Consider the following 26,280-nt stretch of genomic DNA (forward strand, 5'->3'; position numbering starts at 1 on the left):
CCGTCAACTGCGGTCCAGCGCCGACCTGGCCCGGTCGGCGTCGCCGGCCCAGACCATCAGCCGGGGCCCGGCCGTGGTGTCCACCAGGGTGTGCCGCACCCCGGCGGCGGTCAGCAGCCCGCCGAGCCGGGCCGCCTCGGCCGGGTCGGTGGGTGCGGCGACGGTCACCAGCAGCCCGTACTCGTCCGGGTTGCCGGAGTGCGGGGGGCGGGCCACCAGCGAGCTGCCCCGGCGGTACGTCCAGCGCAGCAGCAGAATCAGGACGGCGACCACCCCCAGGCTGAGCAGCAGCGCCACCAGCGGGTGCACAGCGGTCAACGCGCCTACCTCTCCTCGGTCCGGCACAGATCACACTCCTCAATCTCACCACGGAGCCCGCCGGGGCGTTAGAGTCCGGCGCGTGAGCGGCGCGGCTCGGAGGGGAGACCCCTGCCCTGAGCCGCCTTCAGGCACCGCCCCGGACCAGCTGGAGCAGCGGACTCGAACCCGGAGCCCCGGCCGGCCCGACGGGCGAACATCGTCACTCGGGAGACCCAGCCATGAGCAACGCAGCCACCCAGCAGATCGCCGTCATCGGTGCCGGCCTGATGGGCGCCGGCATCGCCCAGGTCTCGGCCCAGGCCGGCCACCCGGTGGTGCTGCGCGACGTCACGGACGAGGCGTTGCAGCGTGGCCTGGCCGGGATCCGCGCCTCGTACGAGAAGTTCGTCGCGAAGGGGAAGCTGACGGCCGAGCAGGCCGAGGCCGCGCTCGGCCGGATCACCACCACCACCGACCTGGGCGCGGTCGCCGAGGCGGACATCGTGGTGGAGGCGGTGTTCGAGCAGCTGGAGGTCAAGGAGTCGGTCTTCCGCGAGCTCGACAAGCTGGCCAAGGACGGCGCGGTGCTGGCCTCCAACACCTCCGCCATCCCGATCACCCGGATCGCGGCCGCCACCTCGCGCCCGGAGAGCGTGGTCGGCGTGCACTTCTTCTCCCCGGTGCCGCTGATGCGCCTGGTGGAGCTGGTGCGCGGCTACAAGACCAGTGACGAGACCCTCGCCACCGTCCGGGCCTACGCCGAGGGCGTGGGCAAGGAGGTCGTGGTGGTCAACCGGGACGTGGCGGGCTTCGTCACCACCCGCCTGATCACCGCGCTGGTGGTGGAGGCCGCCAAGCTGTACGAGTCGGGCGTCGCCACCGCCGAGGACATCGACACCGCCTGCCGGCTCGGCTTCGGCCACCCGATGGGCCCGCTGCAGACCGCCGACCTGACCGGCGTCGACATCCTGCTGCACGCCGCGCACAACATCTACGCCGAGACCCAGGACGAGAAGTTCGCCGCCCCGGAGATCATGGCCCGGATGGTGACCGCCGGGGACCTCGGCCGCAAGAGCGGCCGCGGCTTCTACGGCTACGAGAGCAAGTAGCGCTCGTCCGGGTGGTGGCGACCGGCTGTCCGGCCCACCACCCGGGTGAGTTTGCTCACGACCGCGCCGCAGACGGGTGATTTGGGCGGGAATCGAGCGTGAGTGTGGTGACTTCCTGCGTATATTCCCTCGGACGGGTGAAGTTGACCGCCACCCTGCCGAGTGGGAGCAACCTGCGGAGTTGGTTCACCGTCAGATGAGGGGGAGACCGGCGCGGCCCCCGGCGCGTGGGCACCCGGTGCCTGCGCCCGTGGCGGAGCCCCTGCGGACCCGTATCGCACAGCGCAGCAGCACGGCGGAGGAGGAGAGCGTGCGTATCACCGGCGACCACCGCGGCCTGGCCATCGAAGGCCGCCTCGACGTGCGCAGCGCCGCCGACGCGCGGGCCCGCCTGCACTCCGCCGTCGACGGCGGTCACGGCGATCTGGTGCTCGACCTCGGCCGTCTGGAGTTCTGGGACGCCACCGGCCTCGGCGTCATCATGGGCACCCACCGCCGGGCCGGCCGGCTCGGCCGCCGCCTGGTGCTGCGCGACGTGCCCGCCCAGCTGCAGCGGCTGCTGGTCGCGACCCGCCTGCACCGCATCCTCGCGGTCGAGGGCGCCGTCCCCGACGCGTACGGCACCACCCTCCCGGCCATCGGCGTCACCCCGCAGCCCCTGGTCGCCCCGACCCGCTAGCTGTCGCCAACTCCCGGGCGCGGCCCGAGGATCGGCGCCCGGCGCCGGGCCGGCGCGGATCGGTCGTGTCCGACTCTTCGCCCGTCACCCCGCAAACCGGGGCCGGGGCTGTGCTCCGCGACACGGGTGTGGGAAAGTCTGCGCTCAGAAGTCACGGCCGCCCGGGCCCGGTCCGCGGCCGGTTGTCAGCGCTCGGGGCCTCGGCGGCGGGCGGTCGAACATGGGTGGAGCATGGACGTGGGACAGCCAACCGGCGAGTTCGGGCAGGACGGGCTGCGCCCCCGCACCGGTGAGGTGTTCCCCGGCGACCTGATGCTCTCGGTGGGCGGCGCCGACGGCTCCGAGGCCACCGCCTGCCCGGACGGCTGGCGTCCCGAGCCCCGCCGCGGCCGGCAGCCCTCACAGGCCGGCCCGTCGCTCGGCCCGGACCTCGCGGTCGGCCCGCTGGCGCTCGGCACCGGCCCCGCCGACCTGCCGCTGCTGGACCGCGAGGCCGACATCGCCCAGCTGCTCGGCCTGCTCGCCGAGGGCCGCTCGGTCCGGCTGGTCGGCCAGGCAGGCTCGGGCCGCAGCGCCCTGCTGGCGGCCGTCGCGGCGGCCGCCGAGGGGCTGGCCCCCGACGGGGTGGTCCGGCTCAACGGCCACCGACGGACGGCGGCGGACCTGCTGCAGGACCTCTTCGCCGCCACCCACCACGCCCCCGGCGTGCGGCCGGACCAGCGGGAGCTGACGGAGCGGCTCGGCGCGGTCGGCGCCGTCGTGGTGATCGACGACGTCGAGCTGGCCGAGGCCGACCTGGAGCCGGTGCTCGCGATGGCCCCCGACTGCGCCTTCCTGATATCGGTGCCGCCGGACAGCCCGCCGGCCCAGCCCGGTGCCCGGCTGCGCGACCACCTGGTGGCCGGGCTGGCCCGCGGAGCCTGCCTCAACCTGGTGGTCCGGCTGGCCGGCCGTCAGCTGGACGAGGCCGAGCGGGCCTGGGCGGTCGACCTCTGGTTCGAGTCGGAGGGGCTGCCGCTGCGCTTCGTCCAGGCGGCCGCGCTGCTGCGCCAGCGGGACGTCGCGGTGGACGCGCTGGTGGCCGCGCAGGAGGACCGGCACAGCGTGTTCGGCCTGGTCAAGGAGGTCGACGGGCCGGAGGACCCGGCCGAGCTGGAGGCGGAGCTGCGGCGGTCGGTGCCGCTGCCGACGGTCGCGGAGACCGCGGCGCCCGCGCTGCGGCTGGCCGAGGGCTTGGGGGAGTCCGCGCGCGAGGTACTGCGCCTGGCCCTGGCGCTGGGTGGGGAGTGCCCGACCGCCTCGCACCTGCCGGCGCTGATCGACGTCGGGCTCGGCGAGAGCGCGCTGCAGGAACTGGTGGATGCCGGCCTGGCGGTGTCGATCGGCGGCCACCACCGGTTGGCCGCCGGCGTGCTGGAGAGCCTGACCGGGCACTGGGAGATCGGCGAGATCGGGTTCGGCGGCGCGGAGCACTTCTCCTGGTGGGTCGGGCACGGTTCGGTGGACACCGAGCAGATCGCCGCCGAGGCGGAGGTGGTGCTCGGCGTGATGCTCGCCGACCGCGACGCCGGACGGGCGCAGGCCGTGCTCCAGCTGGCCCGGGCGGCCGCCCCGGCGCTGGCGCTCTCGCTGCGCTGGGGGGCCTGGGAACGGGCCCTGCAGCTCGGCCTGGAGGCGGCCCGCCGGCTCGGGGCGACGGGGGAGGAGGCCTGGTTCCACCAGGAACTCGGCACGCTCGCGCTGTGCCAGGGCACCTCCCGCAAGGCCGCGGCCGAGCTGGACGCCGCGGTCGCGCTGCGGTCGGCGCTCGGCGAGCCGCGCGGTGGGGCGGCGGCGCGGCGGATGATCGAGCTGCTGCGGGCCAACCTGGACACGCCCGCCGAGGAGGAGGCCGAGAGCGCCCCGAGCGGCCGCCGTCCGGTGATCCGGGCGATCGCGCAGGCACCGTTCCGGTTCAAGGCGGCGCCGCGGACCGGGCAGGACACCCGGCGCACCGTGCTGGCGGCCTCCGCGGCCGTGCTGGCGCTCGGGGTGCTCGGCACCGCGATCGGGCTGAGCGTGGCCGGCGGGCCGGAGAGCGACGGCGGCGGGCGGAGCAGGCCGGGCAGCTCGGTCGACGACTACGTGCTGCCGAGCGGCCTCAACCTGTCGCCCAGCGGCGGTGCCTCGGATTCCGCGACCCCGGAGGCCGTCGAGAGCCCGACCGAGGAGGCCTCCGCCAGCACCGCACCGACGCCGAGCGCCTCGCGCAGCACCTCCCGCAAGCCCACCCCGAGCAGGTCGACGGCCGGCTCGCCGGCCCCGGTCACCTCGACCAAGGGAGGCGGGCAGCCGACCCCTCCGCCGGCCACGCCGCCCTCGTCCTCCGCGCCGCCGACCACCTCGGCCAGCCCGTCGCCGGAGACCAGCGCCAGCGCGACCCCGTGAGGCGGGCGGATCAGAACAGCTTGAGCTTGTCGTCCTCGATGCCGCGCAGCTCGTCGTAGTCGAGCACCACGCAGCCGATCCCGCGGTCGGTGGCCAGCACCCGGGCCTGCGGCTTGATCTCCTGCGCGGCGAACACGCCCTTGACCGGAGCGATCAGCGGGTCGCGGTTCAGCAGCTCCAGGTACCGGGTGAGCTGCTCGACGCCGTCGATCTCGCCGCGCCGCTTGATCTCGATCGCGACGGTGGCACCGTCGGCGTCCCGGCACAGGATGTCGACCGGGCCGATCGCGGTCGGGTACTCGCGGCGGATCAACTGCCAGCCGGCACCGAGCACCTCCATCCGGTCGGCCAGCAGCTCCTGGAGGTGGGCCTCGACGCCGTCCTTCACCAGGCCGGGGTCGACGCCGAGTTCGTGCGAGGAGTCGTGCAGCACCTCTTCCAGGGTGATGATCAGCTTCTCACCGGCCTTGTTGGTGACCGTCCAACTGCTGTCGCCCTCCTTGAGACTGCACGGGGGCGACATCCAGTTGAGCGGCTTGTAGGCGCGGTCGTCGGCGTGGATGCTGACGCTCCCGTCGGCCTTCACCAGGATGAGGCGGGTCGCGGACGGGAGATGGGCGGAGAGCCGTCCGGCATAGTCGACGGAGCAGCGGGCAATTACGAGACGCACGGTCGACCACGCTAGCCCACCGAGGCCAGTTGATGCGATTCCGCGACAGCCGGGTGAAGAACGCGCGAAGGCGGCGAACCATGGAGGGACGGCACCCCGCGCCGCCCGGAGCGGCCCGTGAGGCTACGGCACCCGGATGTCCGGTCGCCGGGGTGCGGGCAACGGGGATGGAGAAGTGAGATGAACGCTCCGACGGGATCCGGCCAATCTGTGCCGGCCGGCCGCGTACAAGGGGTGAATCGAGGGATTCTCCAGCCGGGCTGAGCGTTGCCTGCCAGGCTGGAGTGAGTGGCTGCCGCCCCACCTGGTGGTGTCGCCACGGTTTCGGCGTACGCCCGGGCATCGGCCGACCCGGGTGCTGTCCCCTGTCCTCGGTGTGCGGACGGACGGGCCCTGCAAACCCACCGCCGCTCCACCGAGCCGCTGTCAGCCTGACCGGACGTCGGTCCGGCCCGGGCGGTACCCGCCACCAGCACCACCTGCGTGAGCACGGCACGGCACCATCCGCACCACCGCACGACCACCCCGGCAGCCGCGCCCGGGTGGACCGCGAGAGGAGAACCCATGTCGCTCGACGTCTCACCGGCCCTGCTTGAGAAGGCCGAGAGAGGCGAGGTCGACGAGAGGGAGTTCGTCGACTGCGTCCGCGTCTCCCTGCCGTACGCCTGGGAGCTGATCAGCTCGCTGGTCGCCCAGCTCAAGGTCGACGGCACCGACTTCGCCGACAACCAGGTCCCGCCGCCCAGCGAGCAGGCCCGCGGCCAGCTCCTGCGCGCCATGGCCAGCGACGCGATCCGGGGTGCCCTGCAGCGGCACTTCGGCGTGCAGCTGGCGTTCCAGAACTGCCACCGGGTGGCGGTGTTCGCGCCCTCCGCGACCTCCGCGGAGCGCCACCGGCGCTTCACCTCCGTCCGGGCCCAGGTGCTCAACCAGTCGGCCGAACTGCGCGACTGCTGAACCGCGCGTCCGCCGGTGGGCCGCCCTGCGGGGCGGCCCACCGACGTGCGTTCAGCCCAGCTGCGGCAGCACCTCGGCGCCCAGCCGGGCGATGTTGTGCAGGGTGCTGTCCCGGTCGCCCGACCCCTCGGCGAGCAGCGCGAACCGGCGGATGCCGGTCCGCTCGGCGGTGGCCAGCAACCGGTCCGCGCACTGCCGCGGCGTGCCCACCGGGTGCAGGTCGCAGAGCAGTTCGGTGTACGCGCGCGGGTCCCGCATCCGCCGCTCCTGACCGTCCACCGTTCGGTGGGCGCCCAGACCGTGGGCGAAGAAGTCGGGCATCGACCGCAGCAGCTCCGCGCGCGCGTCGCCGGCCCGGTCGTCCACCTGCGCCACGCCGGCGGCGACGTGCTCCCGCTCGACCCTGGCCAGCTGCTCCTCGCTCCGGCCGGCGGCCCGCCAGGCCGCCCGGTACGCCGCCAGCAGCTCCTTCTTGTCCTCGTCGCCCGAGTGCATGCCCAGCAGCATCGGCAGGCCGCGCTCGGCCGCGGTACGCACCCCGCCCGGCGAGGTGCAGGCCATCACCACCGGCGGGCCGCCGGCCCCGGGCGCCGGGCGCGGCGTCGACCGGTGGCCGGGCCGGCCGCGCAGCGGGGACTGCTCGTGCCGCTGGCGGGGCCCCAGATCGTGCCGCTGGCGCGGGAAGGCCCGCAGCACCGCCTCCGGCTCCTCCTCGAGCCCCAGCCAGCCCGCCAGGCCGTCCAGCCCGGTCGGCTCGGCCGGCGGGAGCGGCTCGGTCGCCCTCGGCACCACGTCCACCTCGGGGAAGCGGAACTGCGGTCCGTCGGCGCCCACCCGGGTGCCGCGCAGCCAGGCCAGCAGCAGGTCGAGGCGCTCCGGGAAGCCCTGCTCGTACGCGTCGATGCCGGTGCCGAAGACCGTCAGGTCGATCCACGGGCCGCCGCGGCCGACCCCGAGCGTGAACCGGCCGCCCGAGGTGAGGTGCAGCAGCGCCGCCTGCTCGCCGAGCCGCACCGGGTGGTTGGTGGGCAGCACGCTCACCGCCGTCCCGATGCCGATCCGGCGGGTCCGCCCGAGCAGCATCGCGGCCAGCGTGGCGGCGTCCGGGCAGACCCCGTACGGCACGAAGTGGTGCTCGGCCAGCCAGACGCTGTCCAGGCCGGCGCGCTCGGCGGCGGTGGTGGCGCTCACCGTGCGTTCCAGCGCCTGCGCGTGGCTCTGGCCGGGGAACTGCGCGGAGAGCAGGAAGGCACCGACCCGGATCGCGTCGGTGCCGGTCGGCTGCGCGGGGTCGGGCACCGGCACGACGGCCGGCAGCTGGAACCCGGGCCGCGGGGTGGTCTTGGTCATCGGAGGCCTCCTCGGGAGCGCGCAGGGTCTGCGTGCCCCGCCTTGTCCCCTTGTGAGTAACCCATGTCATGTGCCAATGGCACGCCGATCGACCAATTTCCCGAAAGAAAGGATGGATCTCCGGGGAAACCCCCGGCCCCCGGCGCACCTCGTGATAGTGGCCCCGCGGGCCGCTCACGGCCCTCTACCCTTGGACGTGCACCCCGTACATCGTGCCCGGCCGAGAGGTAGTCGACGTGTCGCCCCGCCGTAACCGGATCAACAGCGCCGCCGACCGCGAGGCCGGGCCGGCCGCCCCGCTGGGCGGCTCGCTGCGCCGTACCGAGAGCTACCGGGGCGAGGAGTGGGTGGTGCAGACGGTGGCCGGCACGGCGGGCCGGTACTACCGCTGCCCGGGGTGCGACCAGGAGATCCCGCCCGGGGTCGGCCACGTGGTGGCCTGGCCGGAGCACGGCGCCGGGGTGGACGACCGGCGGCACTGGCACCGGGCCTGCTGGGGCGCCCGCGAGCGCCGGGGCTCGAACGTCCAGCGCGGCCGCGGCGCCCCGCGCTACTGAGACGCCACCGCCCGGGCACGCAGGCGCGCCCGGGCGGGGAGGGGTGGAGGGGAACTCAGGCGTCGCGGTTCTTCAGCACCAGCGCGCCGCCGACCAGCGCCGCCAGCGTCCAGGCCAGGCAGATCACGAAGCCCGCCCCGGCGCCGTACGGCTGGCCGCTCTCGCCGTACACCAGCAGCATCCGCCGCCCCGCGTAGTCGGGGAAGTAGTGCGCGACGGTCTTCACCTTGGGCACCGCCGACAGGATCGGCGAGAGCAGGAAGAAGAACGGCACCAGGATGCCGAGCGCCAGGGTCTGGTTGTGCAGCATCGCGGTGACGCCGGCCGAGAACAGGCAGAGCATGGTCAGGTACGCCGCCGCGCCGAGCACCGCGCGCAGCACGTTCGGCTCGCCGAGACCGGTGGAGTGGTCGCCGAGCAGCGCCTGGCCGACGAAGAAGGTGATGAACACCGTCACCGTGGAGACCGCCAGCGCCAGCGCGCCCAGCACCACGGCCTTGCCGGTCAGCAGGGTGCCGCGCTGCGGCACCGCCGCCAGCGAGACCCGGATCAGGCCGCTGCTGTACTCGTTGCCGACCGCGAGCACGCCGAACACGATGATGGCCAGCTCGCCGAGCCCGATGCCGGAGAGCGAGGTGCTGGTGGCGTCGAACGGGCCGTCGCCGGCGAACTCCTCGAAGTTGTTCTTGGTGAGCAGGGAGAGCAGCGCCCCCAGGCCCAGGGTGACCACGAAGGTCAGCGCCAGGGTCCAGACGGTGGAGCGGACGCTGCGGATCTTGGTCCACTCGGACTGCAGGATCGCGGGGAAGGACGCCATCTCAGATCTCCTCTCCGCCCTGCGGGGCGGCCTGCGCCGTGGCCTGCGAGGCGGGCTGCGGGGCCGCCGAGGCCTGCCGGCCCTGGTCCTGCTCGCCGGGGTTCTGCTGCCAGCCGGCGCCCCATCCGGGCGGCGCCCCCGGGGCGGCCGCGCCCGGACCCGCGTGGTACTCCACCGAGTCGGCGGTCATCTGCATGAACGCCTCCTCCAGCGAGGCCTGCTGCGGGCTGAGCTCGTGCAGCGTGATGCGGTGCTGCGCGGCCAGCTCGCCGAGCCGGACCAGGTCGCCGTCCTCGACCTCGTAGCTGCCGTCACCGACCGGCTCGGCCCGCAGGCCGGCGCCGTTCAGGGCGTCCAGCAGCTGCTCGACGTGCGGGGTGCGGATCCGCGCCGCGGAGCGGGAGTTCTGCTTGATGAACTCGGCCATCGACAGGTCGGCCAGCAGCCGGCCCTTGCCGATCACCACCAGGTGGTCGGCGGTGAGGGCCATCTCGCTCATCAGGTGGGAGGAGACGAAGATCGTCCGGCCTTCCGAGGCCAGGCCCTTCATCAGGTTGCGGATCCACAGGATGCCCTCGGGGTCGAGCCCGTTGACCGGCTCGTCGAACATCAGGATCTCGGGGTCGCCGAGCAGCGCGGAGGCGATGCCCAGGCGCTGGCCCATGCCGAGCGAGAAGCCCTTGGCGCGCTTCTTGGCCACCGGGTGGAGCCCCACCAGGGCGAGCACCTCGTCCACCCGGGAGCGCGGGATCCGGTTGCTCTGGGCCAGCCAGAGCAGGTGGTCGTAGGCGGACCGCCCGGGGTGGACGGCCTTCGCCTCCAGCAGCGCGCCGATCTTCTTGAGCGGTTCGGCCAGCTGACCGTAGCGCTTGCCGTCGATGGTGACGCTGCCGCTGGTCGGGCGGTCGAGGTCGAGGATCATGCGCATGGTGGTGGACTTGCCGGCGCCGTTGGGCCCGAGGAAGCCGGTCACCACGCCCTGGGGGACCTGAAAACTCAGCCCGTCGACCGCGAGCTTGGTGCCGTAACGTTTCGTCAACTGATGAAGTTCGATCATTTCGCTCCCTCACTCTCCGTCAGATTATGGCAGAGCGGGTATTGAGGCGCGCTGGCTGCGGAGGGCCGGTGACCGGCAATACGGTGGCGTCATGACCCTCCCCAGCACGCCGCCCGTCCACGCGCACGGCCCCGGCACCCCGCTCGTCCTGCTGCACGCCTTCCCCTTCTCCGCCCGGATGTGGGCCGCCCAGCTGGACCGGCTCTCCGGGCCTGCGGGCGAGGTGGCCCGGGTGTTCACCCCCGACCAGCGCGGCTTCGGCAGCGCGCCGCTCGGTGACGACGAACCCTCGCTGGACATCGTCGCCGACGACGTCGCCCGGCTGCTGGACGGGGCCGGGGTGGAGCGGGCCGTCGTCGGCGGGCTCTCGATGGGAGGGTACGTCGCGATGGCGTTCGCGCGGCGCCACCCCGACCGGCTGTGCGGGCTGCTGCTGGCCGACACCAAGGCCGCCCCCGACACCGAACCGGCCCGCACCAACCGGGAGCGGATCGCGCGGGCGGTGCTCGCCCGCGACAGCGTGCAGCTGCTCGCCGAGGAGAAGACCGCCGAAACCCTGCTCGGGCCCGCCGCCGGGCCGGAGCTGCTCGCCGAGGTACGGGGGATGGTCGCCGAGGCCGCACCGGGGGCGGTCGCCTGGGCGCAGCGGGCGATGGCCGCGCGGGGGGACTCGCTGGAGGTGCTCGCGGGGCTGGAGGTGCCGGCGGCGGTGATCGTCGGTGAGGCCGACACGGTCACGCCTCTCGCCGAGGCCCGGATGATGGCGGAGGCCATGGCCGACGCCGAACTCACGGTGATCCCGGCCGTCGGCCACCTCAGCTCCCTGGAGGCCCCGGAAACCTTCGACGCGGCGGTCCGCGCCCTGCTGCGCCGCGTCCGCGACTGACCGCGCGCAGCGTTGTTCGGGGGCGCGGGGAACTGCGCGAGGGCGGGCGCGTACGGGGGTGCTGCCGGCGATGGTGGGTGGGGTGGTGAGACCGTTGCCGGGTGCGGGTCGGGGGGCTTCCGCTTCGCGCAGTTCCTCGCGCCCCTGGAGGGCTTGGTGATGGAACGGCAGTAGGGCCCGCGCCGCGGGTGCGGTGCGGGCCCTACCGGGGTGCTGGGGTCAGCGGGACTGCTGGGCCGGGACGCCGAGGGCGTCGTCGGTCGGCAGGGTGGCGGCGGCCACCGCCGCGCCGGTCAGCGTGGCGAGCATCTCGCGGACGTTGGTCAGCTGGGCGTTGATCGAGTCGCGGCGGTTGGTCAGCGCCGCCAGCTCGCGCTCGGACTCGCTGCGCACCCGATCGGCCTTGGCGTTGGCGTCGGCCACGATGTCCTCGGCCTGGCGCTGCGCGGTCTCCACCGTCTGGCGGGCCCGGCGCTCGGCGTCGGTCCGCAGCTTCTCGGCCTCGAGGCGCAGCTGCTCGGCGCGGTGCTCGATCTCGGCCAGCCGCTTCTCGGCCTTGGCCTGGCGGGCGGCCAGGTCGCGCTCGGACTGCTCCCGGCGCTTGGCCAGGTTGGTCTCGAACTCCAGCGCGGCCTGGGCGGCCTTGGTGCGGGTCTCCTCGAAGAGGGCGTCCGCCTCCTCGCGCTTGTTCTGGGCGTCCTTGTTGGCCTCGGCGCGCAGCTGGGCGCTGTCGCTCTTGGCCTTGTCGACGATCCGCAGGCCCTCGTCCTCGGCCTTGGCCTTGCGGTCCTTGGCGTAGTTCTCCGCCTCGGTGCGGACCTGCTGGGCGGCCGCCTCGGCCAGCTCGCGGTGCTGCTCGGCGGCGCGGTGCGCCTCCTCGCGCAGGTCCTTGGCCTCCTCCTCGGCGAGCCGGAGGATCTTCTCCACCCGAGCACCGAGACCGGCGTACGAGGGCTCCGCCTCGGCGACCTGGGCCTGGGCGCTCTGGGTCTCCAGGTGGAGCTCCTCGATGCGCTTCTCCAGCGCACCGATCCGGGCCAGCGCGCTGTCGCGGTCGGCTACCAGCTTGGCGATCCGCTCGTCGACCTGGGCGCGCTCGTACCCACGGCGTACCAGGTCGAAGCCGTGCGGGGAGTGACTGTCGCTCATGGGATTTCTGGGCTTCCTGTCGTCGAACCGCTGAGGTGGTTGAGGGAATCCTGACACGTTACCGGAGTGTCATCGGCGAAATGCCGATGCTTCGCGGACAATGTCCGCTCAATCGGGTGGCGCCCCTCCGGAGCGATTGCCACCCGAACGGGGAGCGCCCGCTCCGGCGCCGGCTTTCGACGCCCCTTCGCGGGTGGCGGGGCCCGAACCACGGCCCCCGCTCCCGCCCTTACCGCTTCCCCCGTTGGTCTGGGCCACCGGTGACGGTGCCTCGAAGGCCTCCAGCGCCGACAGCACGTCCTGGACCCGAGAGATCTCGGTGTTGATGTCCTTGCGCCGCCGGACCAGTTCGTCCAACTCCCGCTGACCCTCGTCGGTCACGCGGCCGGCCTCGGCCTTGGCCTCGGCGAGCACCCGCTCGGCCTCCTCGGTGGCCGTCCGCAGCTGCTCGTCCGCGCTCTCCTCGACCCGGCGCAGCCGCTTCTCGGCCTCGTCGGCGGCGGCCTCGATCTGCTGCTCCGCCTCCTCCTCGGCCGACTTGAGCTTCGCCTCGGCCTTGACGATCAGTGCCTCGGCCCGCGAGGTGGAGTCGGCGAGCTTCTGCTCCGCCTCCTTCAGCAGGCCCTCGGCCTTGCGCACGGCGGCGATCCGGACCTTGCCGGCCTCGGCGGAGGCCTCGGAGGTGAGCTCGGCGGCGCGCTCCTCGGCCGCCCCGACCAGCGCGGCCGCCCGCTCCTCGGCGTCCGCGACCGCGGCCACCGCCTGCTCCTCGGCCTCGGTCAGCTGCTCCTGGGCGGCCGTGACCAGCGTGTCCACCCGCTCGCCGGCCGACTTCATGGCCTGCGCGTTCTCCTTGCGGGCCCGCTCGTGCAGCGCCTCGATCTCGGTGTCGGTGCGCTCGCGCAGCTCCTCGGCCCGCTCGCGGATCGCGGTGGCGTCCCGCCTGGCCTCGGAGAGCAGGGCGTCGGCGTCCGACCGGGCCTTCTCGACCTCGGCCTGGCCGGCGGCCTCGCCGGCCGCGGTGAGCCGCTCGGCCTCCTTGCGGGCGGCCGCCACCATCGCGTCGGCCTGCTCCTCGGCGGCCGCGGTGGTCGCCAGCGCGGTGGTCTGGGCGTCCTCGCCGAGCTGCTCGGCGTCGTTGAACGCCCGCTCCAGCACCGACTTGGCCTGGTCCCGGGTGGACTTGTCGAACTGCTCGGCCGCCTCCCGGGTCCGGTTGTCGTACTCCTCGGCGCGGGCCCGGGTGGCGGTGTCGAAGTCCTCCGCCAGGGTGCGGGTGGCCAGCGCGTACTCCTCGGCCTCGGCGCGCAGCGCGGCGGCGAACTCCTCCGCCTCCGCGATCACCGCGGCCGCCCGCTCCTCGGCGCCGGCGACGGTGGTACGGGCCTGCTCCTCGGCCTCGGCCCGGTGCTGCGCGGCGAACTCCTCGGCGGACTGTCGCTCGGCCTCGGCCCGGGCACGCAGCTGCGCGTCGTACTCCTGCGCCTCGGCCCGGTCGCGGGCGATCTCCTCGGCCGCGCCCTCCCGGTCGGCGGCCAGCTCGGCGGCGACGGCCGCGCGCAGCTCGCTGCTCTCCCGCTCGGCGCGCTCGCGCAGCTCGCTGCTCTCCCGCTCGGCGCGCTCGCGCAGCTCGCTGCTCTCCCGCTCGGCGGTGGCGCGCTGCTCACCGGTCTCGCGTTCGGCGGTGGCCCGCAGTTCGGCGATCTGCTGCGAGGCGGACTCGTGCAGGCCGGCCACGGACTGGCGGATCCCGGAGGCCTCGTCCTCGGCGGCGGACACCAGCTCGGCCGCCCGGCGGGTGGCGCCGGTGGTCAGCTCCTCCGCCTCGGTGGCGGCGAGCGTCCGCTGCTCCTGCGCCTGCGCCAGCACCGCGGCGGCCTTCTCCTGGGCCGCGGCCAGCTCGCGGGCGCCCTCGGCGCGCTGCTGTTCGGCGGCGGCCTCGGCCTCGGCGCGGACGGTCCGGGCGGCTTCCTGGGCCTCGGCGAGCTGCTCGGCGGCGCTCGCCCCGGCGGCTTCCAGGGCCTGCGCGGCCTGCTCGCGCAGCTCCGCGCTCTCCCGCTCGGCGGTGGCCCGCAGTTCGGCGGTCTCGGTGGCGGTGCGCTCGACGAGCTCGGCGCTCTCGGCGGCGGTGCGCTCGACCAGGGCCGTGGTCTCGGCGGTGGTGCGCTCGGTCAGCGCGGCCGCCTCGGTCTCGGCGGCCTCCCGGTCGGCCTTGGCGGCGGCGAGCAGCTCGGCGGTCTCGGTCTGCTCGCGGAGCAGGTCGGCGGAGGCCTCCTCGCGCTCGCGCTGGCTCTCCTCGCGCAGCGCGCCAGCGGCCGCCTCGGCCTCGGCCCGCTGCTGCCGGGCCCAGTTCTCGGCCTCGGTGCGGTGGCTGTCGGCCCAGCCGCGGGCCTCCTCGCGGGTGTCCTCGGCGGCGGTGGCGGCCTGCTCGCGCAGTTCCGCGTCGCGGGCCTGGGCCCGCGACTGCAGCGCCTCCGCGGCGGCCACCGCCTCGGCCCGGATCCGCTGGTCGAACTCGGCTGCCTCGCGCCGCAGTTCGGCGGTCTCCCGCTCGGCGGCGGCGCGGTTCTCGGCGGCGGCCGCCTTGGCTGCGGCCAGCGCCTCCTGGTGCTGCTGGGCGGCGGTCGCGGCGAGCTTCTCGGCCTCGGCGCGGGCCCGGCCGAGGGTCTGCTCGGCCCGGGCCTGGGTCTCGGCCGCCTGCTCGGCGGCCTGCTCGCGCCGGCGCTCCACCTCGGCGGCCGCACCGGCCCGCAGGTCGTCCGCGTCGGTCTTGGCCTTGGTGAGGAGTTCCTCGGCGGTCTTCGCCGACTCCTCGATCTGGACCACGGCCTGGCGCCGGGACTCGGTACGGACCCGCTCCGCCTCGGCCTGGGCCTCGGCCCGCAGCTCCTCGGCCTCGGCGCGCAGCCGGGTGGCCTCCTCGTGCATCCGCTCCATCTGCTCGCGGATCGAGGCGGCGTCGTCCAGGGCGGCGTTCTGGGCCTGCTCGACGGCGGCGGCGGCCTCCGCGCGCAGCCGGGCGGCCTCGGTGGCGGCCTCCTCGAGCAGGCGGTCGGCCTCGGCGGTGGCCTCCTCCCGGGCGGCCTCCGCCTCGCGGGCGGTGCGCAGCCGGACGTCCTCGGCCTGCTTGGCGGCCTTGGCGAGGTGGATGGCGGCGTCCTTGGCACCCTCGGCGCGCCCGGCCTCCTCGGCCTCGCGGCGCAGCGTCCCGGCGGCCGCCTCGGTCTCGGCGCGCAGCGCCGCGATCTCCTGCTCGGCCTCGGCCCGCAGGGTGGCGATGGCGGTCTCGGCCTCGTTGCGCAGCTGGGTGGCGACGCTCTCGGCGGCGCCGCGCAGGCGCTCGCCCTCCTCGGCGGCGGCGGCCTTGGCGGCCTCCGCCTCGGCCTTGGCGGTGGCGGCCGAAGCCTTGATCAGGTCGGCCTCGCGGGTGGCGGCGGCGACCATCCGGGCGATCTCGGCCCGGGCGGTGAGCGAGCGCTGCTCGCTGGCGGCCTCGCCGTCGGCGACCCGCTGTTCGGCGGCCGCCTCGGCCTCGGCCTGCAGACGCTGCGCGGCCGCCTCGGCGTGGATCCGGAGCTCGGTGGCCTCCTGCCGGGCCCGCTCCGCCTCCGCCTCGGCCTCGGCGCGCAGCCGCTCTATCTCGGCCTGGGCCTGCGCCAGCGCGGCGGCGGCCCGTTCCTGGTCGGCCTGGACCCGCTGCTTGAGGGCGGTGATCTCGGCCTGGGCGGCGGCGAGCTGGCGTTCGGCGGCGGCCTGGGCACCGGCCAGCTGCTGCTGGGCCTCGTTGGCGGCGCTGCCGCGCATCTGCTCGGCGGCGACGCTGGCCTGCTGGGCCTGCTCGGAGGCGGCGCGCAGCAGGCGTTCGGCGTCGGTCTGGGCGCGCTGCAGGGCGGCCTCGGCGGCGGCCCTGGCCTCGCCGCGGGCGGCGTCGACGTCGGCGGCGGTCTGGGCGCGGGCCTGGTCGGCGAGGGCGGCGGCCTCGGCCCGGGCGGCGGCGACCATCCGGTCGGACTCGGCGCGGGCCTCCTGGAGCAGGCGCTGGGCCTCCTGCTCGGTGCCGGCGCGGGCCTGCTCGGCCCAGTTGACGTTCTCGTTGACGTGGCGCTCGGCGGAGCGGCGCAGCTCGGTGAGCTCGTCCTCGAGCTGGCGGCGGCGCAGCCCGAGCTCGGCCTCCAGCTGGGCGGTGCGCTCGGCGGCCTCGGCCATCAGCCGCTGGGTGGCCGCCTGCGACTCGCGGAACTGGCGCTCGGCGTCCGCGCGCAGCGCCTCGGCCTGCAGCTCGGCGTTGCGCAGGACCTGTTCGGCCTGGCCGGTGACGGAGTCGAAGGCGCGCGGCTGGGCGAGCTGCCGACGGGCCTCGTGCAGCTTGGCCCGGAGCACCTCCACCTGGTAGGCGAGGTCCTCGGCATGCTCGACGGTCTTGTCCCGCTCCTTGCGAGCCCGCTCCAACTCGGCCTCGAACTGGGAGAGGTGATCATCAACCTCGTAGCGGTCGTAGCCCCGCACTCCGCGGTCCCATCCATCTCCTGGTCGCGTCCTCGACCCGGCCGCCCCCGGTGTCCCCGAGACTCTCGGGAACGGAGCGGCTGGTCCTTGCATCCGTGGCCGGTGCCACGGGTCGGAGCCCGCGCCGTGCGGTGGTGCGCGATGAAACCGCGCTCCGCCGTCCGGGTGGACTCCTGAGCGAACTCTTGCCTTTGGAGAATGGTGACAGATCCGAACTGCGACCGTTCAGCCGTGCCCGCGTAGTGGACTCCCCTGCAACGAGACGAGCCGTCGGAAGACCAGCCCCACTCGCGCTCGGCTGTGCCCGACGGATCCGGTCTCCCCGGAGCATTGGCGCACCTGGGCATTGTAGTGGGCGCGGCCCCCGGGGGAATGGGGGCATCTGGGTTTTCCGAAGTTACCGGCCGGTCGCCCCCGGGTCGGGCCGCCCGCGGTCAGTGCTCGCCGTGCTCCTGCGGGGCCGCCGAGGTGACCAGTTCGGTCAGCACGCCGCCGCAGTCCTTGGGGTGCAGGAAGGTGATCCGCGAACCCATCGAGCCGATCCGCGGCTCCTCGTAGAGCACCCGCACGCCCTTGGACCTGATGTCCGCGGCGTCGCCGTCCACGTCGGCGGTGCCGAACGCGATGTGGTGCACGCCCTCGCCGTTCTTCGCCAGCCACTTGGCGACCGTGGAGTCCTCCCGGGTGGGCTCCAGCAGCTGGAGGTAGGAGGCGCCGCCGTCCCCGGTGTCGTTGATCTTCAGCATCGCCTCGCGCACCCCCTGCTCCTCGTTCACCTCGGAGTGGAACACCTCGAAGCCGTACGTGGCACGGTAGAACTCGACGGTCCGGTCGAGATCGAAGCAGGCGATGCCGATGTGGTCGATGCGGGTCAGCACGACGGGCCTCCGGGGAGCGGGGCGGACGGTGGGGGCACCAGTGCAGCGCATCGCGGCAGGCCTTGGCCACCACGCGACGTGCGAGCCTGCTCACAATTCACTCGGGCCGGCCTGACACGGTGTTGACTGGTCGGTGCCAGTGCCGCTGATCACACCCTCGCGCCGGTGACGCCCGGGTTACGGGTCAGTACATTGAGCCGCATCCCCACACCCTCTCCTGGCCATGACGCGCGAAGGAGCTCGTCCCATGACTACCTCAGTGATCGTCGCGGGTGCACGCACCCCGATGGGCCGACTGCTCGGCTCGCTCAAGGGCTTCTCCGGCGCCGACCTCGGCGGTTTCGCCATCAAGGCCGCGCTGGAGCGGGCGGGCGTCACCGGCGAGCAGGTCCAGTACGTGATCATGGGCCAGGTGCTCCAGGCCGGAGCCGGCCAGATCCCGGCCCGCCAGGCCGCCATCAAGGCCGGCATCCCGATGAACGTCCCGGCACTGACCATCAACAAGGTCTGCCTCTCCGGCCTGGACGCCATCGCGCTGGCCGACCAGCTGATCCGCGCCGGCGAGTTCGACATCGTGGTGGCCGGCGGCCAGGAGTCGATGACCAACGCCCCGCACCTGCTGCCCAAGTCCCGCGAGGGCTACAAGTACGGCGCGATCGAGCTGCTCGACGCGATGGCCCACGACGGCCTCACGGACGCCTACGAGAACATCCCGATGGGCGAGTCCACCGAGAAGCACAACACCCGGCTGGGCATCGGCCGCGAGGTGCAGGACCGGCTCGCCGCGCTGTCCCACCAGCGCGCCGCCGCCGCCCAGAAGAACGGCGTCTTCGAGGCCGAGATCGCCCCGGTGCAGATCCCGCAGCGCAAGGGCGACCCGGTGCTGTTCAGCCAGGACGAGGGCATCCGCGCCGACACCACGGTGGAGGGGCTGGCCAAGCTGCGCCCGGCCTTCACCAAGGACGGCACGATCACCGCCGGCACCTCCTCGCAGATCTCCGACGGCGCCGCCGCGGTGGTCGTGATGAGCAAGGCCAAGGCCGAGGAGCTGGGCCTGAGCTGGATCGCCGAGATCGGCGCCCACGGCAATGTGGCCGGCCCGGACAACTCGCTCCAGTCGCAGCCGTCGAACGCGATCAAGCACGCGCTCGCCAAGGAGGGCCTCGGCGTCGCCGACCTCGACCTGGTCGAGATCAACGAGGCCTTCGCCGCGGTCGCCCACCAGTCGATGCAGGACCTCGGCATCACCGAGGAGATCGTGAACGTCAACGGTGGCGCGATCGCCCTCGGTCACCCGATCGGGATGTCCGGCGCCCGGGTGGTGCTGCACCTCGCGCTGGAGCTCCAGCGGCGCGGCGGCGGCGTCGGTGCGGCCGCGCTGTGCGGCGGCGGCGGGCAGGGCGACGCCCTGATCGTCCGGGTGCCGAAGGCCTGACCCACCCAGCTGGCACGGACACGAGGGCTGCTCGCCGGGACGGACACCGTCCCGGCGAGCAGCCCTGTTCCCGATCGAGGAGCACGTTGATGGTCGATGTGGCGACGCTGGTCGAGCAGGCCAGGGAGGGCCGGCCGCGCGCGGTGGCCCGGCTGATCACGCTGGTGGAGAACGCCGCGCCGCAGCTGCGCGAGGTGATGGCCGCGCTCACCCCGTACACCGGGCAGGCCTACACCGTGGGGCTCACCGGTTCGCCGGGGGTGGGCAAGTCCACCTCGACCTCCGCGCTGGTCTCCGCGTACCGGCGCCTGGGCAAGCGGGTCGGGGTGCTGGCCGTCGACCCGTCCTCGCCGTTCTCCGGCGGGGCGCTGCTCGGCGACCGGGTGCGGATGCAGGACCACGCCACCGACCCGGAGGTCTTCATCCGTTCCATGGCCACCCGCGGCCACCTGGGCGGGCTGTCCTGGTCCGCGCCGCAGGCGCTGCGGGTGCTGGACGGGGCCGGCTGCGAGGTGATCCTGGTGGAGACCGTCGGGGTCGGCCAGTCCGAGGTGGAGATCGCCGCGCAGGCGGACACCACGGTGGTCCTGCTGGCGCCGGGGATGGGCGACGGGATCCAGGCCGCCAAGGCCGGGATCCTGGAGATCGGCGACCTCTTCGTGGTCAACAAGGCCGACCGGGACGGCGCCGACGCGACCGCCCGGGAGCTGAACCACATGCTCGGGCTCGGCGAGTCGCGCAACCCCGGCGACTGGCGCCCGCCGATCGTCAAGACCGTGGCCGCCCGCGGCGAGGGCATGGACGAGGTGGTCGAGGCGCTGGAGAAGCACCGCGCCTGGCTGGACGGGACCGGCGAGCTGGCCGCCCGGCGCCGCCGCCGCGCGGCGGACGAGGTGCAGGCCATCGCGCTGGCCGCGCTGCGGGCCCGGATCGGCGACCTGCGCGGCGACCGGCGGCTGTCGGCGCTGGCCGAGCGGGTGGCCGCGGGCGAACTCGACCCGTACGGTGCGGCGGACCAGCTGATCGCCGACCTCACCGGCACCGGCTGAGCCCGGCGCCGCCCGAGCGGCCGAGTGCCCGAGCGCCCGCGCGGGGCCGCTCAGCCGCGGCCGCGCAGCCCCCGCAGGTGCTCGGCGACCGGCGCCAGCGCCTGGTACATCGCGTCGATCTGCTCCGGGGTGAACCGGTCCACGAAGTGCTGGCGGACGCTGCGGACGTGGTCCGGGGCGACCTTCTGCATCGTCTCCCAGCCCAGGTCGGTCAGGTTGGCGTAGAGGCCGCGGCGGTCGCCGGGACACTCCTGGCGCAGCACCAGCCCGGCGCTCTCCATCCGGGTGATCTGGTGCGAGAGGCGGCTCTTGGACTGCAGCGTCGCGGTGGCCAGGTCGGTCATCCGCATCCGCCGGTCCGGGGCCTCGGAGAGCACCACGAGGATCTCGTAGTCGTTGATCGCCAGGTTGTGCGGCTGCAGTTCCCGGCTGAGCTGGTAGTCGAGAAGCTTGCTGACCTCAAGATGGGCACGCCAGAACCGCTGCTCGGCGGCGGTGAGCCAGGGGGTCTCCGCCTCGGACTCGGAGGCGGAGACCGCCGGCGCTTCGGTCAGGTTCGTTTCCATGAACCCAGCATAACCCTGTTTGTTAAAAGTTGTACAATATCTGGTTCGCGGACGGTTCGCGGCCGGTCAGAGACCGAACCGGCGCCCGAGGTCGCCGAGGTTGCCCAGGCCCGGGATGTTCACGTTCGGCAGCTGCTGTTGCTGCCCGTGCCCGGCCGGCTGGTGCGGCACGCCGCTGCCGGGGACGCCGGCCTCCGCGTGCACCACGCCCACCGAGCGCTCGGCCATCAGCGTCTCGGTCGACTGCAGCAGCACCTGCCCGGCCCCGATGAACTCGAACTGGTGCTCCTCGCCGGAGGCGCCGCCGAGCCCGGTCAGGTGGCGCAGCCCGCCGATCAGCCCGTGCATGTACCCGTGGTCGTAGTGGTGGCACGGCGCGGGGCAGTCCGCCCAGCCGACCAGCGCCTGCGGGTCGACCCGGATCGGCGGCTCGACGAAGTGCACCGGCCCGTTGGAGGCCGCGACGAACTTGCCGGTCCCGATCAGGGTGAGGAAGCCCGGGATGATCGACTGCTTCAGCTGCAGGGTCGGCTCGAAGGCCAGCAGGTTCCCCGAGCGGACCGTCAGGTTGCCGTTCTCCAGGTCGTAGGAGTTCAGGTCGAAGGCCCGGTCGGCCAGCAGCAGCTTGCCGCGGCCCTCGGCGACCACCCAGTCGGAGGCGTGCAGCGGGGAGTTGAAGTTCCGCTCCAGCATCTGGTCGATCACCCCGCGGCCGATGCCCGAGAAGCGCATGTCGCCGTAGTAGGCGATCATCTTGCCCTTCTGCAGGTAGTAGGCCCCGTTCAGGTCCACCGAGAACGCGTACGGGTTGACGTTGTCGTTCACCGGCAGGGTGTGCACGTCGTGCACGGTGGGGCCCTCGGCGCCGGGCGCCGCGTACGGCAGCGGGGCGCCGTACGCGCCCTGCGGGGGCGCGCCGTACGGCTGCTGCGGCGGCTGGGCGCCGTAGGGCTGGCCCGGCATGCCGACCTGGGTCTGCTGGTAGGCCTGGTCGTACTGCTGCTGGCTGTACGGCTGTTGCGGCTGGCCGTAGGGCTGCTGGGGCTGGCCGTACGGCTGCTGCCCGTACGGGGGCTGCTGCGGCGGGTAGGACATCAGAGCTTCTCCTCGCTCGCCTGCACGTACACCATGCCGTGCCCCGACAGCTCCAGCTGGAAGGCCTCGCCCGAGCCGCGTCCGATCATGTCCCGCCAGCCCAGCGCGGTGGACAGCTTGTTGGTGACCTGGCCGCGGTGCGCGACGTACGCCTGCGGGTCCACGTGCACCGGCTGGTTGGGGTTGATCGGGAGTTCGATGACGCCGCCGTGCGCCATCACCGCCACCGAGCCGTGGCCGTCCAGCTTGGTGGTGAACAGGCCCTGGCCGGTGACCTGGCCGCGGACCATGCCCATCACGCCGCCCTGCTGGCCCATGAACATGGTGGACTGCTGCAGGCTGCCGTCGAAGGCGAGCAGCCGGTCGGCCTCCACGTAGAGGGTGTCGCCGGTCAGCTCGATCACCTGGATGTTGTGGCCGCCGTGGCCGAACATCACCTTGCCGTGGCCCTCGACGGTCATCAGCGGGGTGTCCTCGTTGGCCACCCGGCGGCCGATCATCGACAGCACACCGCCCTGGCCGCCCATCACGTTGGGCGTGAAGGAGACCTCGCCGGTGTACGCGAGCATGGCGCCGCGCTGACTGAAGACCTTCTGGCCGGGCAGCACCTGGGCCTCGACCATCTTGTTGTTGATCTTGTTGAACGGCATCAGACGTCACCCCCGAAGGTCATCTTCTCGGACGGCTGCACGTAGACCAGGCCCTCGCCGGCGAACTCCACCTGCATCGCCTCGCCGCCGCCCTCGCCGATCAGGGTCGTCCAGCCCGCACCCGACTTCAGGCTGCGGTTGAGGTTCCCGGTGTGCGCGATGTACGCGCCCGGGTCGACCCGCAGCGGGGTGCCCTGGGAGACCCGCAGGATGATCGCCGGACCGCGGGAGGTGAGCGCGGCCCAGCCGTGCCCCTCCACCTTGGTGGTGAAGAGCCCGTTGCCGGACGCCATCCCGTTGAGACCGGTGAAGCTGGTGCCGGTGTGCAGGGTCGCCTCGGTGCAGAGCAGGTTCTCGGCCTCGACGTAGAGCGTCTCGCCGTTCAACCGCACCAGGTTCACCTCGCTGGCCTTGTCGGCGAAGAAGCAGGTGCCCTGCCCCTTGACCTCCATCACCACCATCTGCTCACCGGTCAGCCTGCGGGTGACCATGCCCCGCAGACCGTCCCCGCCACCGGAGAGCTTCTTGAAGCCCATCTGCCCGGTGTAGGCGACCATCGTCCCGTTACGTGCTTTGACGGTGTCGCCCGTCATGTCGACGGCGAGCACCTTGGACCCTTGGAGTCGAAACTGTGCCACCGGGCGAATGTAACGGCAGCGAGCCCCCTCCGGGGAGGGGGCTCGGATCATTCGGTACCCAGCTGCGACAGAAGGCGGCGCTATGTCCGCATTTGTACGGGTGATCAGGCCTTGACAGGCACCGCCCCGGCCGCCTGCTCGACCTCCAGCAGGGACGCCGAGTGCCGCTCGGCCTCGAAGGCCGCGTGCCCGCCGCGCAGTCCGAACAGCCGCTTCGAGAGCAGGATCCACAGCACCGCGACCACGTTGAGCAGCAGGGTGCAGATCTTCAGCACGCTGATGTGCTCGGTCAGCTCGTAGGCCTCGATCGGCAGGAAGGCTGCGGTGGCCACCACCGCCAGGTACTCCGCCCAGCGGCGGTTCATCCACAGGCCGACCGCCTCGACGATCTCGATCACCGCGTACGCCACCAGGCCGGCCGCCAGCAGCAGCAGCGTGCGGTGCTCGTGGCCGAAGGCCTTGCGGACGGTGTCCACCACCGGGGAGTGCTCCAGGTCCCAGTGGAAGTGGTCGGCCACCGGGCGGAAGACGGTCAGGTTCTCGTCGAAGATCCGCTGCACCGCGTCCTGGCTGTTGGAGAACTTCCACACCGCCCACGCCGCGACCAGCACCAGCAGCCCCCGCAGGCCCCGCTCGACGGCCAGGAAGCGCAGGATGAACAGGTCCCGCAGGGCCCGCCCGCGCGGCACCAGCGGCGCCTCCTCGGCCGGGCCCGCGCCGTGCGGCGCACCCAGGGCGAAGTCCCCGCAGCGCAGGCAGCGCCAGGCGTCGCCGACCGCGGTGCTCGCGTGCAGCCGCGCCCGCAGTTCCGGCTCGGCCGGCGCGTAGGTGATGTGGCCGCGCCGGGAGCAGGTCCGGCGGTCCCAGTCGAGCTTGAACATCTGGCAGCAGCCCCCGTGTCCGTGGCGGCCCGTCGGTCGGACCGCGCGCCAGCAGGATAGGGGGGAGCGGCGGGCCGGACGCAGCGCCGGGCGGCTTCCGTGGCCCGGCTGTGACGAATCCCGCGCCGGGGCGGGCGTCCCCCGCCCGGGGGCCGGGTGTGTGGTCGGTGATAATGGGTGGCGGCTTGTGCGTCGATTCACAAGCGCCCCGCCCGCACCGCCCGCACTCGCCCGCCCGCACCCGCACCGCCCGCACCCGCCCGTACGTCGACCGCCGCACGTCGACCGCCCCGTGAGGAACCCACCGTGAAGAGCAGCGCCGTCCACCGCCTGCGCCTTGTCTCCGGCCCCGAGGGCCTGTCGTTCATCCTGCTGCTGGTCTGCTCGGTGCTCAAGCGCACCACCAGCTTCAACGCCGTGCCGGTGATGGGCATGGTGCACGGCGTGCTGTTCATCCTCTACCTGGTGTTCCTCGCGCTGGCCTGGCAGCGGCAGCGCTGGGACGCCAAGCGCGGCATCGTGCTGTTCGTGCTCTCGGTGCTGCCCACCGGCGGCTTCTTCGCCGAGCGGATGCTGGCCAAGGAGGAGCGCGGCGAGTACCCGGCGGCGCCGGCGGGCGCGGCCTCGGCCGCCTGACCGGGCCGGCACCGGCCCGAGAGGCCCCCGAACCGGCCGGTGGCGGCCGGGAACTGGCGCAGCGGCCGGGTCCTCCCTGATGGAGATCCCGGCCGCCGCGGGTCTGCGGGGCGCCGTCGCGTCAGTTGACGTTGACGGCCTTCCAGGCCGCCGCCACCGCGTTGTACTCGGTGGAGGTCGCGCCGTACAGGTCCTTGGCCGCGTTCAGGGTCGCCGTGCGGGCGGCCTTGTAGTTGGTGGTGGAGGTCATGTAGACGGTCAGCGCCCGGTACCAGATCGCCGCGGCCTTGGTCCGGCCGATGCCGGTGACGGCGGTTCCGGTGTAGGTCGGGCTGTTGTAGCTGACGCCGTTGATCACCTTCGCGCCGCTGCCCTCGGACAGCAGGTAGAAGAAGTGGTTGGCGACCCCGGACGAGTAGTGGACGTCCTTGTTGCCGACGGTCGAGGACCAGTAGTCCGCCGAGGCGCCGTCCTTGGAGGGCTTGTCCATGTACCGCAGCGGGGTGCCGTTCCCGTTCAGGTTCAGCCGCTCGCCGATCAGGTAGTCCGGGGTGTCCACGGGCAGGTTGGCGTAGAACTCGACCATGGTGCCGAAGATGTCGCTGGTGGCCTCGTTCAGGCCGCCGGACTCGCCCGAGTAGTTCAGGCCCGCGGTCGCCGAGGTGACGCCGTGGGTCATCTCGTGGCCGGCCACGTCGATCGCGGTCAGCGGGTGGGTGTTGCCGGACCCGTCGCCGTAGGTCATGCAGAAGCAGCTGTCGTCCCAGAAGGCGTTCACGTAGTTGCTGCCGTAGTGGACCTTGCTGTACGCGCCGACGCCGTCGCCGCGGATGCCGAGCCGGCCGAAGGTGTTCTTGTAGTAGTCCCAGGTGGCCGCGGCGCCGTACTGGGCGTCCACCGCGGCGGACTGGGTGTTCGAGGCGAGGCCGGTGCCCCAGACGTTGTCGGCGTCGGTGTAGAGCGTGCCGTTCTTGTCCACGGTGTACTGGCCGCCGCGGGTGTTGTCCTTCAACTGGTACGTGCTGCCGGTGTAGTTCGTGGTCAGGGTGACGCTGCCGACGAACACGCCCTTGCCGGAGCCGGTCGCGTTGGAGGTCTGGATCTGCTCGTGGGTGGAGAGCACCTCGCCGGAGGCGGCGTCGGTGACCAGCAGCTGGCGGCTGGGCGTGCCGTCGGCGCGCACCCCCTCGACCACGGTCTGGTACGCCAGTCGCGGCGTGCCGCTCGCGGCCCACACCACCAGCTTGGCGGCGCTCGCCCTGCCGACCGAGGTCAGCGCGGCCTGGTCGGCGTCCTCGGTGCTGCCCACGGTCGCCTGCACCACGCCGGTGGCCTTCGCGGCGGCCTGGTCGGCGGAGAGCTTCGGGGTCAGCGAGGCCGGGGCGACGGAACCCGCCACGGCCCGGTCGACCGAGGTCACGGCGCCGCGGGCGTCGTGGTGGACGACGAGGTCGCCACCGAGGACGGGGAGGCCGCCGAAGGTGCGCTCGAAGCGCACGTGCCGGCTGCCGTCGGCGTCGGTCAGCACGTCCTTGACGACCAGCTGCTCCTGGGCGCCGAGGCCCAACTGCCGTGCGGTGGCCGGGGCTTCGGAGCTCGCCTGGGCGACCAGGGCGGCGCGCTGCTGGGCGGCGGCGGGCGCCGGGGCGGCCTGCGCCATGCCGGCGCCGACCTGGATCGCGCCGGCCAGCAGGGCCGAGGCGGAGAGTGCGGCTCCGAGTGCGAGGGATCGCTTCACGTTGGGGTTCCTTCCGGATCCAACCGCGGATGCGCGGTCGCGCCTCGCTCCGGGGGCGCCGGGGATGGCGCCAGCTGGGGCGGAACGGACGCTGACGTGCTGCTCCGTGCGGGCTTCGGGCCCCGGCCTGGGTGGGGGTGGCTACGGGGGCCCTACGGGGCTGGTCAGTAGCATGACGATCCGGGCTGTCAAATGACAGGTCTACGACAAGAATTGGCGCGAATCAGTCCGATTCCGGCGGTGCCCGTCA

23 protein-coding genes are annotated in these 26,280 nt (G+C 73.7%); 9 read left to right on the forward strand and 14 right to left on the reverse strand.

Annotation, left to right across the window (positions count from 1 at the left end; all coding sequences use genetic code 11):
* Positions 1–3 precede the first annotated feature (3 nt).
* On the reverse strand, positions 4–318 hold the full coding sequence (locus ABT014_RS09035; RefSeq protein ID WP_350638001.1) for a putative signal transducing protein: 315 nt from the start codon (positions 316–318) through the stop codon (positions 4–6).
* Positions 319–539: 221 nt separating this feature from the next.
* On the opposite strand from ABT014_RS09035, the gene ABT014_RS09040 reads away from it, so the two are divergent.
* The 3 genes from ABT014_RS09040 to ABT014_RS09050 all read left to right on the forward strand — a co-directional run bounded on the left by ABT014_RS09040 (position 540) and on the right by ABT014_RS09050 (position 4,515).
* Positions 540–1,409 (forward strand): 3-hydroxyacyl-CoA dehydrogenase family protein, encoded by an 870-nt coding sequence (locus ABT014_RS09040; RefSeq protein ID WP_350638002.1) that lies wholly within the window; start codon positions 540–542, stop codon positions 1,407–1,409.
* 310 nt (positions 1,410–1,719) lie between these two features.
* Positions 1,720–2,088, forward strand: a complete 369-nt coding sequence (locus ABT014_RS09045; RefSeq protein WP_350638003.1) for an STAS domain-containing protein — start codon at positions 1,720–1,722, stop codon at positions 2,086–2,088.
* Positions 2,089–2,325: 237 nt separating this feature from the next.
* Positions 2,326–4,515, forward strand: coding sequence for an ATP-binding protein (locus ABT014_RS09050; RefSeq protein ID WP_350638004.1), 2,190 nt, complete (start codon positions 2,326–2,328; stop codon positions 4,513–4,515).
* 10 nt (positions 4,516–4,525) lie between these two features.
* On the opposite strand, the gene nucS is transcribed toward ABT014_RS09050, so the two are convergent.
* Positions 4,526–5,185: an endonuclease NucS gene (gene nucS / locus ABT014_RS09055; RefSeq protein ID WP_350638005.1), complete on the reverse strand. Its 660-nt coding sequence runs from the start codon at positions 5,183–5,185 to the stop codon at positions 4,526–4,528.
* A 564-nt stretch (positions 5,186–5,749) separates the two neighbouring features.
* Here nucS and ABT014_RS09060 point away from each other — a divergent pair.
* Positions 5,750–6,142: an SCO5389 family protein gene (locus ABT014_RS09060; protein ID WP_350638006.1), complete on the forward strand. Its 393-nt coding sequence runs from the start codon at positions 5,750–5,752 to the stop codon at positions 6,140–6,142.
* A 51-nt stretch (positions 6,143–6,193) separates the two neighbouring features.
* Here ABT014_RS09060 and ABT014_RS09065 read toward each other — a convergent pair whose 3' ends face one another.
* Complete coding sequence (locus ABT014_RS09065; RefSeq protein WP_350638104.1) at positions 6,194–7,405, reverse strand: LLM class flavin-dependent oxidoreductase; 1,212 nt, start codon at positions 7,403–7,405, stop codon at positions 6,194–6,196.
* Between the two features lie 323 nt (positions 7,406–7,728).
* Here ABT014_RS09065 and ABT014_RS09070 point away from each other — a divergent pair, with 323 nt between their 5' ends.
* On the forward strand, positions 7,729–8,049 hold the full coding sequence (locus tag ABT014_RS09070; RefSeq protein WP_350638007.1) for an Rv1322 family protein: 321 nt from the start codon (positions 7,729–7,731) through the stop codon (positions 8,047–8,049).
* A gap of 55 nt (positions 8,050–8,104) precedes the next feature.
* Here ABT014_RS09070 and ABT014_RS09075 read toward each other — a convergent pair whose 3' ends face one another.
* Both ABT014_RS09075 and ABT014_RS09080 read right to left on the reverse strand, forming a co-directional pair.
* Positions 8,105–8,866, reverse strand: a complete 762-nt coding sequence (locus tag ABT014_RS09075) for an ABC-2 transporter permease family protein (protein ID WP_350638008.1) — start codon at positions 8,864–8,866, stop codon at positions 8,105–8,107.
* A 1-nt stretch (position 8,867) separates the two neighbouring features.
* On the reverse strand, positions 8,868–9,923 hold the full coding sequence (locus ABT014_RS09080) for an ABC transporter ATP-binding protein (protein WP_350638009.1): 1,056 nt from the start codon (positions 9,921–9,923) through the stop codon (positions 8,868–8,870).
* Between the two features lie 91 nt (positions 9,924–10,014).
* Here ABT014_RS09080 and ABT014_RS09085 point away from each other — a divergent pair, with 91 nt between their 5' ends.
* On the forward strand, positions 10,015–10,809 hold the full coding sequence (locus tag ABT014_RS09085; RefSeq protein ID WP_350638010.1) for an alpha/beta fold hydrolase: 795 nt from the start codon (positions 10,015–10,017) through the stop codon (positions 10,807–10,809).
* Between the two features lie 219 nt (positions 10,810–11,028).
* Here ABT014_RS09085 and ABT014_RS09090 read toward each other — a convergent pair whose 3' ends face one another.
* The 3 genes from ABT014_RS09090 to mce form a co-directional block, all read right to left on the reverse strand.
* A complete protein-coding gene (locus tag ABT014_RS09090; RefSeq protein WP_350638011.1) occupies positions 11,029–11,958 on the reverse strand; it encodes a coiled-coil domain-containing protein in 930 nt (309 codons plus the stop codon).
* Positions 11,959–12,066: 108 nt separating this feature from the next.
* Positions 12,067–16,464, reverse strand: a complete 4,398-nt coding sequence (locus ABT014_RS09095) for a polarized growth protein Scy-related protein (protein ID WP_350638012.1) — start codon at positions 16,462–16,464, stop codon at positions 12,067–12,069.
* A 434-nt stretch (positions 16,465–16,898) separates the two neighbouring features.
* Entirely contained in the window at positions 16,899–17,342 is a 444-nt protein-coding gene (gene mce, locus ABT014_RS09100; RefSeq protein WP_350638013.1) for a methylmalonyl-CoA epimerase, read from the reverse strand.
* A 247-nt stretch (positions 17,343–17,589) separates the two neighbouring features.
* Between mce and ABT014_RS09105 the strand changes: the two genes are divergently transcribed.
* The gene (locus ABT014_RS09105) at positions 17,590–18,777 is read left to right on the forward strand and encodes an acetyl-CoA C-acetyltransferase (protein ID WP_350638014.1); all 1,188 of its coding nucleotides are present in this window, start codon (positions 17,590–17,592) and stop codon (positions 18,775–18,777) included.
* Between the two features lie 89 nt (positions 18,778–18,866).
* Positions 18,867–19,826 (forward strand): methylmalonyl Co-A mutase-associated GTPase MeaB, encoded by a 960-nt coding sequence (gene meaB / locus ABT014_RS09110; protein WP_350638015.1) that lies wholly within the window; start codon positions 18,867–18,869, stop codon positions 19,824–19,826.
* Positions 19,827–19,876: 50 nt separating this feature from the next.
* Here meaB and ABT014_RS09115 read toward each other — a convergent pair whose 3' ends face one another.
* From ABT014_RS09115 to ABT014_RS09135, 5 genes are all read right to left on the reverse strand, one after another.
* Positions 19,877–20,392 (reverse strand): MarR family winged helix-turn-helix transcriptional regulator, encoded by a 516-nt coding sequence (locus ABT014_RS09115; RefSeq protein WP_350638016.1) that lies wholly within the window; start codon positions 20,390–20,392, stop codon positions 19,877–19,879.
* A 66-nt stretch (positions 20,393–20,458) separates the two neighbouring features.
* Positions 20,459–21,355: an AIM24 family protein gene (locus ABT014_RS09120; protein WP_502894913.1), complete on the reverse strand. Its 897-nt coding sequence runs from the start codon at positions 21,353–21,355 to the stop codon at positions 20,459–20,461.
* Positions 21,356–21,486: 131 nt separating this feature from the next.
* Positions 21,487–22,137 (reverse strand): AIM24 family protein, encoded by a 651-nt coding sequence (locus ABT014_RS09125; protein ID WP_350638017.1) that lies wholly within the window; start codon positions 22,135–22,137, stop codon positions 21,487–21,489.
* Positions 22,137–22,775 (reverse strand): AIM24 family protein, encoded by a 639-nt coding sequence (locus ABT014_RS09130; RefSeq protein WP_350638018.1) that lies wholly within the window; start codon positions 22,773–22,775, stop codon positions 22,137–22,139. Before ABT014_RS09130 ends, ABT014_RS09125 begins: the two co-directional genes overlap by 1 nt.
* Before the next feature lie 104 nt (positions 22,776–22,879).
* Positions 22,880–23,656, reverse strand: a complete 777-nt coding sequence (locus ABT014_RS09135) for a DUF2127 domain-containing protein (protein ID WP_350638019.1) — start codon at positions 23,654–23,656, stop codon at positions 22,880–22,882.
* Positions 23,657–23,962: 306 nt separating this feature from the next.
* Here ABT014_RS09135 and ABT014_RS09140 point away from each other — a divergent pair, with 306 nt between their 5' ends.
* Positions 23,963–24,292, forward strand: a complete 330-nt coding sequence (locus ABT014_RS09140; protein ID WP_350638020.1) for a DUF3817 domain-containing protein — start codon at positions 23,963–23,965, stop codon at positions 24,290–24,292.
* A gap of 121 nt (positions 24,293–24,413) precedes the next feature.
* Here the strand turns inward: ABT014_RS09140 and ABT014_RS09145 are convergent, their stop codons facing one another.
* On the reverse strand, positions 24,414–26,030 hold the full coding sequence (locus ABT014_RS09145; protein WP_350638021.1) for a M4 family metallopeptidase: 1,617 nt from the start codon (positions 26,028–26,030) through the stop codon (positions 24,414–24,416).
* Positions 26,031–26,280: the final 250 nt, after the last annotated feature.

It is taken from the genome of Kitasatospora sp. NPDC094015 (genome assembly GCF_040304075.1).
In the GTDB taxonomy this organism is placed as follows: Bacteria; Actinomycetota; Actinomycetes; order Streptomycetales; family Streptomycetaceae; genus Kitasatospora.

What these genes read in the sequence shown, in the direction of transcription:
- ABT014_RS09060 (WP_350638006.1), top strand. Translation starts at nt 5,750, where the DNA reads ATGTCGCTCGACGTCTCACCGGCCCTGCTTGAGAAGGCCGAGAGAGGC.
- ABT014_RS09120 (WP_502894913.1), bottom strand. Translation starts at nt 21,355, where the DNA reads ATGCCGGGCCAGCCCTACGGCGCCCAGCCGCCGCAGCAGCCGTACGGC.
- ABT014_RS09115 (WP_350638016.1), bottom strand. Translation starts at nt 20,392, where the DNA reads ATGGAAACGAACCTGACCGAAGCGCCGGCGGTCTCCGCCTCCGAGTCC.
- ABT014_RS09080 (WP_350638009.1), bottom strand. Translation starts at nt 9,923, where the DNA reads ATGATCGAACTTCATCAGTTGACGAAACGTTACGGCACCAAGCTCGCG.
- ABT014_RS09105 (WP_350638014.1), top strand. Translation starts at nt 17,590, where the DNA reads ATGACTACCTCAGTGATCGTCGCGGGTGCACGCACCCCGATGGGCCGA.
- ABT014_RS09125 (WP_350638017.1), bottom strand. Translation starts at nt 22,137, where the DNA reads ATGCCGTTCAACAAGATCAACAACAAGATGGTCGAGGCCCAGGTGCTG.
- ABT014_RS09090 (WP_350638011.1), bottom strand. Translation starts at nt 11,958, where the DNA reads ATGAGCGACAGTCACTCCCCGCACGGCTTCGACCTGGTACGCCGTGGG.
- ABT014_RS09075 (WP_350638008.1), bottom strand. Translation starts at nt 8,866, where the DNA reads ATGGCGTCCTTCCCCGCGATCCTGCAGTCCGAGTGGACCAAGATCCGC.
- ABT014_RS09135 (WP_350638019.1), bottom strand. Translation starts at nt 23,656, where the DNA reads ATGTTCAAGCTCGACTGGGACCGCCGGACCTGCTCCCGGCGCGGCCAC.
- ABT014_RS09040 (WP_350638002.1), top strand. Translation starts at nt 540, where the DNA reads ATGAGCAACGCAGCCACCCAGCAGATCGCCGTCATCGGTGCCGGCCTG.
- ABT014_RS09085 (WP_350638010.1), top strand. Translation starts at nt 10,015, where the DNA reads ATGACCCTCCCCAGCACGCCGCCCGTCCACGCGCACGGCCCCGGCACC.
- meaB (WP_350638015.1), top strand. Translation starts at nt 18,867, where the DNA reads ATGGTCGATGTGGCGACGCTGGTCGAGCAGGCCAGGGAGGGCCGGCCG.